Origin of the sequence: Pantoea sp. EKM21T (assembly GCF_011800405.1) — a bacterium.
GTDB classification, from domain to species: domain Bacteria; phylum Pseudomonadota; class Gammaproteobacteria; order Enterobacterales; family Enterobacteriaceae; genus Pantoea; species Pantoea agglomerans.
Map to the genome: position 1 here is coordinate 35,550 of NZ_JAALFV010000001.1, position 13,957 is coordinate 49,506.

10 protein-coding genes are annotated in these 13,957 nt (G+C 58.3%); 3 read left to right on the forward strand and 7 right to left on the reverse strand.

What is annotated here, in order from left to right:
* Positions 1–11 precede the first annotated feature (11 nt).
* From tssM to HFD87_RS00200, 6 genes are all read right to left on the reverse strand, one after another.
* Entirely contained in the window at positions 12–3,641 is a 3,630-nt protein-coding gene (gene tssM / locus HFD87_RS00175) for a type VI secretion system membrane subunit TssM (protein WP_010246125.1), read from the reverse strand.
* Between the two features lie 3 nt (positions 3,642–3,644).
* Positions 3,645–4,883, reverse strand: coding sequence for a DotU family type VI secretion system protein (locus HFD87_RS00180; RefSeq protein ID WP_010246128.1), 1,239 nt, complete (start codon positions 4,881–4,883; stop codon positions 3,645–3,647).
* A 14-nt stretch (positions 4,884–4,897) separates the two neighbouring features.
* A complete protein-coding gene (tssK, locus tag HFD87_RS00185) occupies positions 4,898–6,241 on the reverse strand; it encodes a type VI secretion system baseplate subunit TssK (RefSeq protein ID WP_167422934.1) in 1,344 nt (447 codons plus the stop codon).
* Positions 6,242–6,246: 5 nt separating this feature from the next.
* Complete coding sequence (gene tssJ / locus HFD87_RS00190; protein ID WP_167422798.1) at positions 6,247–6,741, reverse strand: type VI secretion system lipoprotein TssJ; 495 nt, start codon at positions 6,739–6,741, stop codon at positions 6,247–6,249.
* A gap of 23 nt (positions 6,742–6,764) precedes the next feature.
* Positions 6,765–7,361, reverse strand: coding sequence for an SH3 domain-containing protein (locus tag HFD87_RS00195; protein ID WP_122458836.1), 597 nt, complete (start codon positions 7,359–7,361; stop codon positions 6,765–6,767).
* Between the two features lie 1,068 nt (positions 7,362–8,429).
* Positions 8,430–9,950: an aldehyde dehydrogenase family protein gene (locus tag HFD87_RS00200; RefSeq protein ID WP_010669897.1), complete on the reverse strand. Its 1,521-nt coding sequence runs from the start codon at positions 9,948–9,950 to the stop codon at positions 8,430–8,432.
* A gap of 232 nt (positions 9,951–10,182) precedes the next feature.
* On the opposite strand from HFD87_RS00200, the gene HFD87_RS00205 reads away from it, so the two are divergent.
* The gene (locus tag HFD87_RS00205; protein WP_167422799.1) at positions 10,183–10,746 is read left to right on the forward strand and encodes a class I SAM-dependent methyltransferase; all 564 of its coding nucleotides are present in this window, start codon (positions 10,183–10,185) and stop codon (positions 10,744–10,746) included.
* Here the strand turns inward: HFD87_RS00205 and HFD87_RS00210 are convergent.
* Positions 10,734–11,459: a glutamine amidotransferase gene (locus tag HFD87_RS00210; RefSeq protein WP_061901545.1), complete on the reverse strand. Its 726-nt coding sequence runs from the start codon at positions 11,457–11,459 to the stop codon at positions 10,734–10,736. The genes HFD87_RS00205 and HFD87_RS00210 overlap by 13 nt on opposite strands.
* A gap of 173 nt (positions 11,460–11,632) precedes the next feature.
* Here HFD87_RS00210 and HFD87_RS00215 point away from each other — a divergent pair, with 173 nt between their 5' ends.
* Both HFD87_RS00215 and HFD87_RS00220 read left to right on the forward strand, forming a co-directional pair.
* A complete protein-coding gene (locus tag HFD87_RS00215) occupies positions 11,633–12,517 on the forward strand; it encodes a DMT family transporter (protein WP_010669895.1) in 885 nt (294 codons plus the stop codon).
* A gap of 46 nt (positions 12,518–12,563) precedes the next feature.
* On the forward strand, positions 12,564–13,940 hold the full coding sequence (locus HFD87_RS00220; protein ID WP_167422800.1) for a CoA transferase: 1,377 nt from the start codon (positions 12,564–12,566) through the stop codon (positions 13,938–13,940).
* The last annotated feature ends 17 nt before the right edge of the window (positions 13,941–13,957 follow it).

Below are 13,957 nucleotides of genomic sequence, written 5' to 3' on the forward strand. Positions count from 1 at the left end.
CGGGTCCTGTTTCAGGGGCAGCTAAAGCCGGGAAGCTGGAACGGGTTACGAATGCTGCCAGGGGTGAACGACAGCGTGACCTGATGACCGTCCACGCTGAAACTCGCTTCGCGGGTCAGACCGCCTGCCGCTGTCAGCCGGGCGCGGTCAAAGAAGCGATTGAGCGCCCAGGGACCGCTGGTGACCAGCGTGGAGGTGGTGCCGTTGGTCAGACCCAGCTGCATCCGCACCTGGCTGGTGCCGCCGGGGCCGGGCCAGCTGACCATCTGTACCGCCTGCGGTCCGTGGCTGTAGCGTAAAATCTGCCCATCCACATCCAGCGTCAGGTTAAGGATGTCGTTATCCATTTTTACCGTACGCAGCGTGACGCGGAAGCCGGGCGTGGTCGCACCGTTGGCAAAGAAGGCATCGCGGATTGACTGCGCCTGCTGGAAAGGCCGCAGCAGGGCTTCGCCTCCCGGCAGGGTTTTACCGTCAATGCCCGGCGTAAAGCGCCACGCCGCGTTGGTGGTGTCGACTTTGCTGGCCAGGTTGTCGCGGAAGAAGCTGTCCATCATGCCGCTGCCGGGTGCGAACATCCGCGCCAGATCGTCTGGTGTGACCTCACTGCGCGCAGAGCGAACCAGCGGATAACGACCGGCGATCGCCTGGCGGCAGAAACTGCCCACTTCCATGGTGATGCGTTTGCGGACGTTATCCATATCGCGGCGCTGTGCGTCGCTGCTGGCACCCACCGCCATGCTGGAAACCATGTTCTGCAATGAACCCGGCAGACGGCCGGCACTGGCCTGAAGACGACTGATGGCATCGCTGGCCGGGGGCGGCATCCCGCTGTTCGCCGCATCCTGCACGGCGGTGAGGTAGCGATAGAGATCGTCAATCTGATGCAGGAAGTCATCCACCGCCAGCACCTTACTGCCCTGCTGCAGCGGCTGGGCCAGCTCCAGAACCGGCGCAAAGTGCAGCGCGACGGCCTGCTCCGGGGATGCCTGAGTAGCGGCCTGTCCGCGCGCGGCACTGGCCTCGGGCGAGGTAAATAGCGCTTCAAGGGTGCGGGTGGCGCTGTTATCCGACGGCTTTGCTGCCTGCGCGGTTTTCTCATCCGGCTGCGCCCGATTCAGCGTCAGCAGACCACCGAGGTTGATCACCAGCTGGCGCAGCGGCGAATGGTTGCCCGACAGCAAACGGGCGGTGTTGATGCGTTGCGAGAGATCGGCGCTGCTGTTGAGCTGAATGTCGCTGAGGAACTGCTCCCACTGCCGGATATAGTCCTGCACGTAGAGCTGGCGCACCGCAAGATCCGTCTGCTCACTTTTCTGCTGCGGCGCCGCGCCGCCCAGCACCCAGAGATCGTCCTGATACAACGCCTGGGTCACCGGGGCAATCTGCTTATCCACGTGCTGCCAGTAGCCATCCGGCGTATAGAGACCCGCCACACCGTCATTGACCGATTTACCGCTTTTGCGGGAAAACACCAGCTCGCTCTGGGGACCACCCAGCGCCGCCAGCGTCACCGGCTGCAGGCTGTCATCGCGTTGCAGCAGGCGCTTCAGCCGTCCATAGACGCGCTGTGACAGCGGCATCTGATTAATCAGCGCCTGCTCGCGCTTTACCAGCGCTTCATCCTTCGCATACGGCGACGAGTGAATCTGCGTCTCCAGCAACTGTTGCAGGTGCCACGCCAGCTGTTTCACCTGCTGCTGGGTAACGTTCTGCGGCAGTTCGCGTGACAGGTTGAGCATCAGCCACGCCTGCAGGAATTTGCCATCGTAGTGCTTTGGCTGGTAGAGCATCTGATACGCTTTCAGCGCTTCGTAGCTGTAGTCAGCATCACTGCCGTTGTCATTACGCAGCCAGCGGGTGATGTTCTGCGCCACCTGCGGCAACAGCAGCTGTTTCAGTGCCTTGTCGTAGAGCGCACGGGTGGCATCGCTGACCTCGGTGCCGCGATAAAGCCCCATGCGGCGCGTCAGCGGCGGTGCTTCCAGTGAGAAGTCGGCGCTCTCCGGCAGGTGCAACAGGGTGTTGAGATAAGGCACCAGCGCAAAGAGGTCGCCATTGACCTGCTGCTGAAGCTGATCGCCCAGTTGTTCAACCTGCGGCGCTTTAGCGGCCATCTCCTGCAGATAGGCTTTGTTTTTACTGTAGCTGGTGAGCCACAGCGCCCCTGCCACCAGCAATATCAGCAGCAGCGCCAGATAACCCGACCAGAGCCCGGCGCGGTTGCGCAGCTCCCACCAGCGGTTGCTGCCCGCCAGACCGGACTCCTGGAAAATCACATTTTCCAGCACCCCTTTCAGGAAGAAGCTCTGCCCTTTGTTCTGCGGGATGGGCGACTCTTTATCGACCTTATCCCAGCTTCCTGACTCGCCAGCCTGCTGCCCCGGCAGATTCAGTGCGCGGTTCAGCTCGCCCATCACCCGGTCAAACGGCAGTCCCTCCTGGGTGCCGCTGGCAAAGTAGATACCGCGCGGTGCGAACTGGGTTTCAAAATCGGAGCGGGCAAACAACGTGTCGAGCGCGTCTGCCAGCAACGGTCGCAGCGCCGCAAACTCCTGCGGGAAGAGATAGCTCTCTGCCCGCGCCTGCGCGTCGCTTTCCGTCAGCAGCCGATCGGCCAGTCCGGCATCCAGACGCTGTTGCAGCAGGGAGTACTCCTGCTGGAACTGGTTATTAAGTTCGAAATCGGCGGCGGACGCTTTCGCCCAGGGAAAGGTGAATCCCCAGATTTGTTCACGCTGCGCTTTATCCAGCGAGGCAAAGTAGCTGCGGAAGCCTTTGAGCAGATCCGCTTTGGTGACCAGCACATAGACCGGGAAACGGATGCCAAGGCGATCGTGCAACTCCATCAGCCGCTGACGCAGGGCCAGCGCCTGATTACGCAGCGCCTCGGGCGACTGCGACAGCAGATCGGAAACGCTCAGCGTGACGATCACGCCGTTGATCGGCTGACGTCCGCGATATTTACGCAGCAGGTCGAGAAAATGATGCCATTCGCTGGCATCACGCTCCTGCTGACTCTCCTGGGTACTGTAGCGCCCGGCGGTATCGAGCAGCACCGCGTCATTGGTGAACCACCAGTCGCAGTTGCGGGTGCCGCCAATGCCGCGCAGCGCCGACTTGCCGAATTTATCTGCCAGCGGAAACTGCAGCCCCGAGTTGACCAGCGCGGTGGTTTTACCGGCACCGGGCGCGCCAATGATCATGTACCACGGCAGCTGATAGAGATACTGACGGCCAAAGCGCTGTGCCCAGAACGGCGTGCCCTTGCTGCTGTGGCGCTGGAAGTGCGCCTTTTTCAGCATGTCAGTGGCTTCAGAGAAACGCCCTGCCAGCACCTGCTCTTCACTGGTCAGGCGCTGACGATCGGCTTCCGGCGCATCGCTTTTGCCGGTTTCGAGGCTCGACATCAGCTTGCGATTGAGCCAGATGTTATAGAGCCGCGGAATCGCCTGGCCTAAGCCCCACACCAGATAGAGCAGCGCGATACTGATAATGCGGTTCTGCTCCGGCTCAAGCGGGCGCGAATCGACGATTGAGAACACCGGGCCAATCACCCAGATGATAAAAGAGAGCGCGGTAATGCCGACAAAGCCCCACGCGAGGCGGCTGGTCAGCACCGCAAACAGAATATTCAGCATGGATCAGTTCCCTCTCGCCAGGCCGTTGAGTTCGGCATGCGTCGCATCCGGTGCCACCAGCAGGGTAATTTCAACACGACGATTACGTGCGCGATTTTCTGCGCTGTTATTAGGCACCAGCGGATTGCTTTCACCGCGCCCTTCCGCTTTAACCCGTGACGGCTGCGCCAGCTGCTGTTGCAACAGGGTCTGTACTGACCGGGCACGTGCCAGCGAAAGCTCAAAGTTGGAGGCGAAGCGGGCACTGCGGATCGGCACGTTATCGCTGTAGCCAATCACCTGAATCTGGCCGCTGACATTGTTCATGGCAGCAGCGATGCGCTGGATTACGTCGGTGTAACGTCCGCGCACCTCGGTGGCCGCCGAGGCAAATAGTCCGTCCCCTTTCAGCGTCACCACGCTGCGGTCCGCTTCGTCACGCACCGCTACCAGCCCGGCATCAATTTCCGGTTTCAGGAAAGCGCGCAGGTTCAGCGTGGCGGGCGGTGGTGGCGCAGGGTTGCCGATCTTCACTTCCGGCAGCGCCGTCTGATAGATACGGGCCAGTACCGGCGAGGTGTAATCGCCGAGACGCCAGTTGAGCACGATGTAGAACAGACAGGCCGCCAGCCCCGCCACCGCCGCACAGGCCCACAGCGGGATCATTGGCCGCCACAATTTGCGCAGGACCGGCTGATCGGTGGGATGCGGAGACAGCGCCGCTGCATAATTGCCACGCACGCTTTTGATCATCTGCAGCAGGCGCTGTTTGATGGTCTCCAGCTGCGAGCGACCGTTGTCCAGCACCCGGTAGCGTCCTTCGAACCCCAGCAGCAGGCAGAAGTAGATCAACTCCAGCATCAGAATGTGGCGTCTTGGGTTCTGCGACAGCTTAGCCAGCAGCTGGAAAAACTTTTCGCCGCCCCAGGTTTCATTGTGAAAGGTGACCAGCAGACCATTGCTGGTCCAGACGCCGCGGCTGCCCCACGGCGTCAGCGCCGCCGCCTCATCCAGCGCGGTACAGAGACAGTATCGCGCGCCGATGATCACTTCATAGCCCAGGCCTGACTGCTGGCAACTCAGCTCGAAGCGCCGAATCTGATCGATCAGCTGCTGACGCAGCTGCGCCGGGTCTTCATGTGATACCGAGTGACGGATCTGAGGAATGGCGTTAATCAGGGGATTAGCCGCCGCGACCAGCACATTCTGATGGCTGGCCTCCGGCGCAAGATCGCTGTGTGATTTTTGTTGTTCCTGCATCATGCTGCGTGCTCAGTTTATGATTCTGACTGACTACGAATGGCCCAGAACTCCATGTTCAGACCTGGAAACTCACCGGCAAGATGCAGCGCAAAAGCGCCCGAGCGCTCCATCTCTTTCCATAGCTCGCTGTTCTTATCCAGTTCGAAATAGCTGTATCCGGCATGCCACGGGATCTGCGGCGGCGCGCCGGGCATGGCCCGAAGTGCCAGACCGGGCAACTGCAACTGCACCAGATCGCGAATTTTGCTGACCGGGGCGACTTTCATCTGCGCCGGGAAGTGGGTTTTGAGGGTGTCGCCTGGCACGCTGGCTTTCACCGCCAGCACAAAGCCAAACTCATGCACCATACTGCTCTCCGGCACGGTCGCGACGTTAAGACCGTGCGAGCGCTGAATCAGCGGCAGCTGAATCGCGCTCTCTTCCATCACCTGGGACAGCCCCTGACGCAGCAGCAGTGACAGGCGGCTAAAACAGCTGTGCAGATCGTCATGATCATAGAGCGGCAGGCCATCGGGCGCGCGGGCTGGCGTCCAGGTACTGAGCTCCGCCGCCAGTTGCAGCCAGTGGCTGTAGAGCGTTTCAGGATGCAGCAGCGGCAGATGTTGCAGGTGAGTGTGCAGGCCAAGCTGACGATTGAGCAGCGCCAGCAGCATAAAATCGACCATATCCGCGCTGTTAAAACGACCGGTGCCCGGCGCGCGCTGACTCAGCTGCTGGCTGCGTTGCTGGATCAGCCCGTGCAGATCGTTGAACATGTTTTGCAGCGGACGGCTGCTGTTAAGCGTCAGCATCGGCGGGATGTAGTCGCTGTCGAGCCGGATGTGGTTGTCGCTGCGTTTTTCAATCACCTGAGCCACGCCCATGGCGGTCCACTCGGCGGTCAGATCCTGTTCCAGCATCAGCCGCAGACGCAGCTTGCCGAACTGCACCGTGGCGCTGCCCACGGCCTGGGCATTGTCATCTTCCACTTCCGCTTCCCAGGCGAGGTAGCGCGCCAGAGAATCCTGCGACTCCTGAAAGGCCACCGCTTCGCGGCCATTGCGGCGTGCCGGAATGGCCAGCACCACTTTGCTGCGGTCAACGGAGGCAGGCAGATCAAGCGGGGCCGGACCGTGCTGTGGCTGGCTGAAGGCAAAAAACGTGCCGTCAGGCAGACAACCGCTGGCGGCGCTCAGCGCCAGTTTCCCCTGGCGCAGCAGCGCTTCATCGAACTCCAGATCGTAAAAACCCCAGGTATAGGCGCGCTGCGACTGGCCCCACTCACGCAGGGTGCTGAGAAGATAATTTTCTGACTGCTGGAAATGGTGAGGACGCAGAAACATCCCCTCGGTCCAGACCACCTTTTCGGCTCTGTTCATAGACATCACTGTTTTTCCACGTGAAGGCCGTTAATCCCCGCCACGATGCGCGCATTCAGCTCACCATCGTCACGCTTCCAGAATGCCCAGAATGAGGGTGATTCGCCTTCAGGAACCGGCAGCGACAGTCGCCAGACCTTGCCATCCAGCGCCTGATATTCCGCCATGATGCCGATGAAGCGCGCCTCGGGCAGACTCTTAATCCGCAGCGTTTTATGGGGCTGAGTGGAAGTCAGGAAGAACTGTTGCGTATTGAGTTGCGCATTACCCAGCGCATTAGCGGACTGGTTTTGCAGGGAGTAGAAGTCAGCCGACATAAACTCCGCATCGGAGGTCAGTAATACCACCCGGACTTTCAGCGGCGCACCGCCGTTAACCTGGTTTTGCGCCTGAACGTCCAGGTTGTACCAGGCAACAGGCTGTGGAGTACTGCTGCACGCGGTCATCAGCCACGTCAGCAGCACTATCAGCGCCCCACGCCATAGCGTTGTTGTCATCATCCCGCCCTCCCTGCTTAGTGCGATTAGTTAATAATCCAGGTTCCGTTAGTGCTGTTCTGGCAGGCGGTGCTGTCACCGTTTACCGCAACACAGGTTTTCTTCTTGCTGCTGCGCACCCGGCGCTTCGGCTGGTCAGCCTTGATCGTCTGATCGTAAAGCTCGCTTTTCACCACGGCGCGAAACGGCACATAGCCGGTCAGCTGAACGGTTGCCTGCGGTGCTGCGGAGGACGCTGACTCTTTAACGGCACTGCTGGCTTTACCCGGTTCAGGTTCTGCTGACGCCTGAGCGGGTTCACCCAGCGCCAGCCAGTTGTTCTCTACCTGACCAATCACGGTGTAGCTTTCGCCGGTTTTCAGCGTCTCCACCACCTTGCCGCCAAAACTCGGATGGCTCATCACCGAAGCGGGATAGAGCGCACGGTAGGTTTCATTGACCGGGCTGAACTGCGCAGGCGGTTTAACCGCATAACGGTGACTGATCACCACGCCATCCACGGTGCTGGTGACCAGCGTGTCATCCGTCATTTTTGGCGGCGTTTTACAACCCGCGACAGAAAAAACAAACATCAGGCCTAACGCAATACGGAGCTTCACCATTTTTTTCATGTTGTGTTCCATTCATATCCTGGAGAGTGGCCAGAGGCCGGTTGTCAGTAATGAAAATCGGGAATGTGGTGCTGATAGAGCGCCACTTAGTGCCAGCCTAAAAGAAAAACATTAAGCAAATAGCGTTAAAGTGCCATGGCGAGGCACTTTAAAAGATCAACTAACGTTAACTATTAAAAAGCAACTCTGGCGACCGGGACAGGTGCAGCGAGAAATCTGAGCTGGCAAGAAATGATCAGAAACATGATCTATTTTTTTGCGTCAGATTGGATGAGGAAGGCAAAACCCAAGCTTTACTTATGCCATCCCTGGCCGAAAAACTGACACATTGACTCAGATTTACAGTTGTGACGCTATTCGCTGACAAAAGGAAAAAGCGCAGCGCATTGACTGATTTTCCTGTTTTCACGATCACATTCAGTAAGTTACAAGATGCGTATAAGCTCATAGCTACCGCACGAGCCAGGTATATCCTGCCCGTAGGTATGAAATCACAATTCCTTTGTAAACATAAGCTGCGAGTTTACAGAAGATTGACAAAATTTCAACGGGCCACTTTCATAAGATTTTACTTAAGTAAAGTTTAAGTAATTTACTTAGTGCAAATATGTGTTACTTTTAATCACTCACTTAGGATTATTCCTAACAAGATGAGCAACTATGAAGTATTCTTACACAGAAAACAGACACCCCTGTAGTCAGCATTAAAAAAACTCATGTAAAAAATGGCGCTGCTTCACCAGACCGTAATGAAGGTTAACGGCGAGGTGACCGTAATACGTGGCAGTTTTTAGCGTAAGAAAAAGTGAGATAATGGTTACAAATCAGCAAGTTGTTTCATTACGGGACGGTTCAGAAAGGGCTGAGGATGAGGTGGTCGTGAAGCGAGATAAGCGAAGCGCAAAACGGCCCGGCGTCGCTTTAAGAAAGGACTGATTAATTGTTCTTTATCGGCATTGCATCCATCGCTACGCTTCTGATGCTTCTCAGCGCGCCGGCTACGTGGAGCAAAAAAAACCACGCCGTAGCGTGGTTCTGGGAGAAGAGTGCAGAGTTAACCTGGCAGGTTGCGGGCCAGAACTAGAAGAAGCCCAGCGGCTCGATACTGTAGCTGACCAGCAGGTTTTTAGTCTGCTGATAGTGATCCAGCATCATTTTGTGAGTCTCACGCCCGATACCCGACTTCTTATAACCGCCAAAGGCGGCGTGCGCCGGATAGAGGTGATAACAGTTGGTCCAGACGCGCCCGGCTTTAATCGCCCTGCCCACACGGTAAGCACGGTTGATATCGCGGGTCCAGACGCCAGCACCTAACCCATAGATGGAGTCGTTGGCGATACTGATTGCTTCCGCCTCATCTTTAAAGGTGGTGATACCAATGACCGGGCCAAAGATCTCCTCCTGGAAAACGCGCATGCTGTTGTTGCCTTTCAGCAGTGTCGGCTGAATGTAGTAGCCGCTGTTAAGTGAGTCATCCAGCTTCTCTACGCCACCGCCCACCAGCACTTCCGCGCCCTCCTGTCGGGCAACCTCAAGATAAGAGAGAATTTTATCAAACTGCTGCTGCGACGCCTGCGCGCCCACCATGGTTTCGGTATCCAGCGGATCGCCACGTTTGATGGTTTTTACCCGCTTCATCACGGCTGCCATAAAAGGTTCGTAGATCGACTCCTGTACCAGCGCCCGCGACGGACAGGTACAGACTTCGCCCTGATTCAGGAAGCCCAGCACCACGCCTTCGGCGGCTTTCTCTATAAAGCTCTCCTCAGCCTGCATGATGTCTTCAAAGAAGATGTTAGGTGATTTACCGCCCAGCTCGACGGTCGAGGGGATCAGGCTTTTTGCTGCCAGCTCCAGAATATGACCGCCGGTTGCGGTAGAGCCGGTGAAGGCTACCTTGGCGATGCCGGAATGGGAGGCGAGCGCTTCACCCGCCTCTTTGCCGAACCCATGTACCACGTTCAGCACACCCGGCGGCAGCAGATCTTTAATCAGATCGACAAAAACGGTGATCGACAGCGGGGTCTGCTCAGCCGGTTTCAGCACCACACAGTTACCCGCGCCCAGTGCCGGAGCCAGTTTCCACGCCGCCATTAATAGCGGAAAGTTCCATGGAATGATCTGCGCTACCACGCCCAGCGGCTCATGGAAATGATAGGCGGCGGTGAACTCATCAATCTCGGCGGCACTGCCCTCCTGCGCCCGGACACAACCGGCAAAGTAACGGAAGTGATCGACGGCCAGCGGCATATCGGCCGCCAGGGTTTCGCGAACCGGTTTACCGTTATCCCAGGTTTCATAGACCGCCATCGTCTCCAGATGCTGTTCCAGCCGATCGGCGATTTTCAGTAACAGCAGCGAGCGTTGTTGCGGCGAGGTCTTGCCCCAGGCTTCCGCCGCCGCTGCCGCAGCAGCCACAGCGTTATCAACATCGGCAACGTCTGAGCGCGGAAACTCACCGGCCGCAGAGCCGTTCACCGGGGAGGTATTGGTGAAGTAGTTGCCGTTCACCGGCGCGACGAATTCACCATTAATGAAGTTGCCATAATTCTTTTGTAGGGTAATCAGAGAACCCTGTTCTCCGGGGGCGGCATAACGCATGATCATTCTCCTGACAGGTGACTGATGTAACAATGATGAAACTTATTATTAACATGAAGCATCATCAAGAGCCTGTCAGTTCTGTTAACCGGAAACTGTGACCGCCCCGAAGGAATGGGTGTTTACGCTTCGTCTTTAGATAATTCCGACTTTTACCCAAAAGGCTGGTCAGAGAGAAACTTGTGCGGCACAAAGGGGTCAACGTGAGAATGAATTCATTCTGGAGATGAGCATGCTGGCTTCAGCTTTTACCCTGATGCGCGCTAAAGCCAATTTCGTGCATCAGTTTATCCGCAACCCGCGCAAGATGGGCAGCATTACGCCCTCGTCAGAGGCGCTGTGCCGCACCATGATTACGTCGGTGGAATGGCCTGAAAAGTTACGTATTGCCGAACTCGGCGCGGGCGACGGTGTACTGACGCGGCAGATACTGGCGCAGATGTCACCCGATGCCACGCTGGATGCCTTTGAGATCAGCAGCACGCTGGCCGATAAGCTTAATGCGCTGAACGATCCGCGCATGACGGTGCGCATCTGTTCAGCGGAATACCTGAGCGGAGAATATGACGTGATCTTCTCTGGCCTGCCGCTGCTCTCATTACCCACTGAATTGCGTGAGGCGATTCTGCGTGCGGTGTATAACGCGCTCGGGCCCAACGGCGTCTTTGTACAGTTCCAGTATACCTCGCTGACTCAGCCAGACCTGTCGCGCTACTTCACCTGGGAGCGCCAGCGGGTGCTGAAAAACGTGCCACCCGCCTGGGTCTATCGCTGCACGCGTCACTACGCGCCCTGAGCTTGCGCCATTGCAGGGCGCGTTTGTTGCCAGAACGCCACCAGCAACTCACGCGCCCAGTCTTTCCCCTCCATCTCGTTTGCCCCATCTTCTGTACAGCCCCTGGGCATACAAACGTTCATGATGTGCCGTGAAAATTCAGGATGAAACTGTACCGATAGCGCCTGCGGCGAATAACGGACAATCTGACAGCCATCGCGCGCAGAGGCGGCCAGCACCTGCGCCTGTTGTGGCGCGCTGATCACCGACTGGCGATGTGACAGCCAGACGCTGAAGTCCTGTGGCAATTTCTTTAGTAACGGATCGCGCTGCGCCTCCGGCATACAGTTGATTGGTAACAGCCCGCGTTCCCATCCATTGGGATTGTCCGCCACCTCGCCACCCAGCGCATAGGCCATCAGCTGGTGACCGTAGCAGACCCCCAGCAGCGGCAAGCCGTGATCCATCGCTGCGCGAATCCATACGGCGCTGCGTTCGCTCCATTCAGCGTGATCGGTGACCATCGCCCAGGAACCGCTGAGGATCGCCCCGGAAATCTGGTCGAAAGCGGGTAGCGCCTCGCCCAGATGGGGCCGTACAATCAGGTATTCATCGGGTTGCAGGTTTAACGCGTCGATGAACCAGCGCGGCTGTTCACCAATCTCTGAGACAACGTTTGCAGGTGGGACTTCAAGCTGAATTAACGCAAGGGGTAAGGCGGACGTGTAGGTCATACCGAATCAGTTCCTTTAAGAAGTCGTTTCAAATCAGTCTGCCAGCAACGCGCCCGAAAGTCTCATCAGGCTGCGCCGCAATCGCAGAAAATTTCTCCCTGCGATTGGCTGCAATGCCGCAGTTCGTGCCATCATTAGCGGGCTAAGCAAAAAAACATCGAAAGGATATTATCGTGGCTGTGCGGCATTTTTTTCTGATTCTGATGGTGGTTTCAATCTGGGCCTTCAACAACGTTGCGGTGAAATGGGGCCTGCTGGAGCTTCCGCCACTTTTCCTGACGTTTATGCGCTTTGTGGTCGTCGCCATCGTACTGGTACCGTTTTGCCGGATTAACCGTCAGCAGCTACCCTGGCTGTTGCTGCTGGCTTTCACGTTCGGTTTTATGCACTTCTCGCTGCTGTTTGTCGGCCTGCGCTATACCGATGCCGGCACCGGCGCGATTGTGGTTCAGCTCGGTACACCCATTGCCATGCTGCTGGCGATGGTGGTGCTGAAAGAGAAGCTGAAGCTGGTGCAGCTGATGGGCATTATGATCTCGCTGAGCGGCGTCGTCGTGCTGTCCGGCAGCCCGACGATTCCGTCGTGGTGGGTGCTTTGTCTGTTGTTGTGCAGCGCCACCGGCTGGGCTGTCAGCAACCTGATTGTGAAAAAGTCACCGCCGATTAAACCGCTGACCATGACCGGCTGGATTGCGTTTCTGGCCATTCCTGTCGTCGGCGCATCCAGTCTGTTGATGGAATCACATCAGCTCTACGCCCTGCAAAATGCGGGCTGGCACGGCTGGTTTGCCATTCTTTACAGCGCTATCGCCTCGTCAATTGTCGCCTATACACTGTGGTATATGCTGCTGAAGAAATATAACGTCAACCTGATCATGCCCTACTCACTGCTGACGCCGGTATTATCCGTGCTGATGGGAATTGTGGTGCTGGGTGACAGCCTCAACAGCTTCAAGATTATCGGTGCGTCGCTGGTGATCCTTGGCACCGCTATTGCAGTAATCAACCTGCGTAGCCTGCGGATGCATGCCCGCTTCCCGCGCCTGCGGCGGCGTTAATCCCGCGTGCTATGCTTGAGAAATCACCTCTCTCAGGAAGCACAACATGGACTCACCGCTTGCCGCCTCTCTCTGGCAGCAGATGCAGCAGGGATTGCGAGGTCGCGACGCCGCCTGGCCTCTCCCCGCCTTCGTTGATCGCGCCACCTTCTCTTCTGCCTTTGCCGTCAGTGAACTGGCGGCCACCAGTATCGGTCTGGCAACGCAGGCTGCTGCTGCGCTTATCGCCACATCCCGCCCTGAACTCTCTCCGCCCGTCACCGTTAACGTCCGGCTGGCGTCACGCTGGTTTCAGCAGAGCTTCCATCCGCTGAATCGCGCGGCACCCGCGATGTGGGATGCGTTTGCCGGTGACTATCGCAGTCAGGATGGCTGGATCCGTCTGCACACCAACGCCGCACATCACCGGCTGGCGATGGAGCGGGTGCTGGGCGCGCACGCCGATCGCGCAGCACTGGCGCAGCGGGTGCAACAGTGGCAGGCCAGCGAACTGGAGCAGGCCGTTATTGATGCGGGTGGCTGTGCCGCAGAGATGCGCAGTGCCGCCGCCTGGCAGCAGCATCCGCAGGGCCAGGCCGTGCAGCGCGAACCGCTATTTAGCTGGCAGACCACACAACAGGCAGCGGCGCCGGCGTGGCCGCTGGCCGAAGCCCGTCCTTTAATGGGCATTAAAGTACTGGATCTGACGCGGATTATTGCCGGGCCGGTCGCTACCCGTTTTCTTGCCAGCCTGGGAGCCAGCGTGCTGCGCATCGATCCGCCCGGCTGGCAGGAGCCGACGCTGGATGAAGAAATGAGCTGCGGCAAGCGACGAGCGGTGCTGGATCTGACTCAGCCCGCCGATCGCGAGCAGTTTATCCACCTGCTGCGTGAAGCAGACGTGCTGGTGCATGGCTATCGGGCAGATGCGCTGGAACGGCTCGGGTTTGACGCGGAGACCCTTCAGTCACTCTCACCCGGTCTGGTTGATGCCGGCCTGAATGCCTGGGGCTGGCAGGGTCCGTGGCGCAATCGCCGGGGTTTTGACAGTCTGGTGCAGATGGGGTGCGGCATTGCTGAAAGAGGCATGCAGTGGCAGCAGAGCGACAAACCGGTTCCGCTGCCGGTGCAGGCGCTGGATCATGCCAGCGGCTATCTGCTGGCGGCGGCGGTGCTGGAGGGATTACGGCGACGCATTACTGAGGGCCACGGCAGCCAGGTCCGGCTGTCGCTGGCGCGCACCGCGTGGCTGTTGCAGCAGCATCCCACCTATCAGCGCACAGGCTCCGGCATTGCGCCGCAGGTTAACGATAACCTGCCCTGTTACGAATTAACGCCGTGGGGGTTTGGAGTGAGGCTGCGAGCGGCCGCCTGGCTGCCCGGCACCCCACAGCTCTGTGCGACGCCGGGCTGTGCGCCGGGTACGCACCCGGCGACGTGGTGAAGCAAAATATTAGATAA

Coding starts and splice junctions, on each gene's coding strand:
- tssM (WP_010246125.1), bottom strand. CDS start 3,641: ATGCTGAATATTCTGTTTGCGGTGCTGACCAGCCGCCTCGCGTGGGGC.
- HFD87_RS00180 (WP_010246128.1), bottom strand. CDS start 4,883: ATGATGCAGGAACAACAAAAATCACACAGCGATCTTGCGCCGGAGGCC.
- tssK (WP_167422934.1), bottom strand. CDS start 6,241: ATGAACAGAGCCGAAAAGGTGGTCTGGACCGAGGGGATGTTTCTGCGT.
- tssJ (WP_167422798.1), bottom strand. CDS start 6,741: ATGATGACAACAACGCTATGGCGTGGGGCGCTGATAGTGCTGCTGACG.
- HFD87_RS00195 (WP_122458836.1), bottom strand. CDS start 7,361: ATGGAACACAACATGAAAAAAATGGTGAAGCTCCGTATTGCGTTAGGC.
- HFD87_RS00200 (WP_010669897.1), bottom strand. CDS start 9,950: ATGCGTTATGCCGCCCCCGGAGAACAGGGTTCTCTGATTACCCTACAA.
- HFD87_RS00205 (WP_167422799.1), top strand. CDS start 10,183: ATGCTGGCTTCAGCTTTTACCCTGATGCGCGCTAAAGCCAATTTCGTG.
- HFD87_RS00210 (WP_061901545.1), bottom strand. CDS start 11,459: ATGACCTACACGTCCGCCTTACCCCTTGCGTTAATTCAGCTTGAAGTC.
- HFD87_RS00220 (WP_167422800.1), top strand. CDS start 12,564: ATGGACTCACCGCTTGCCGCCTCTCTCTGGCAGCAGATGCAGCAGGGA.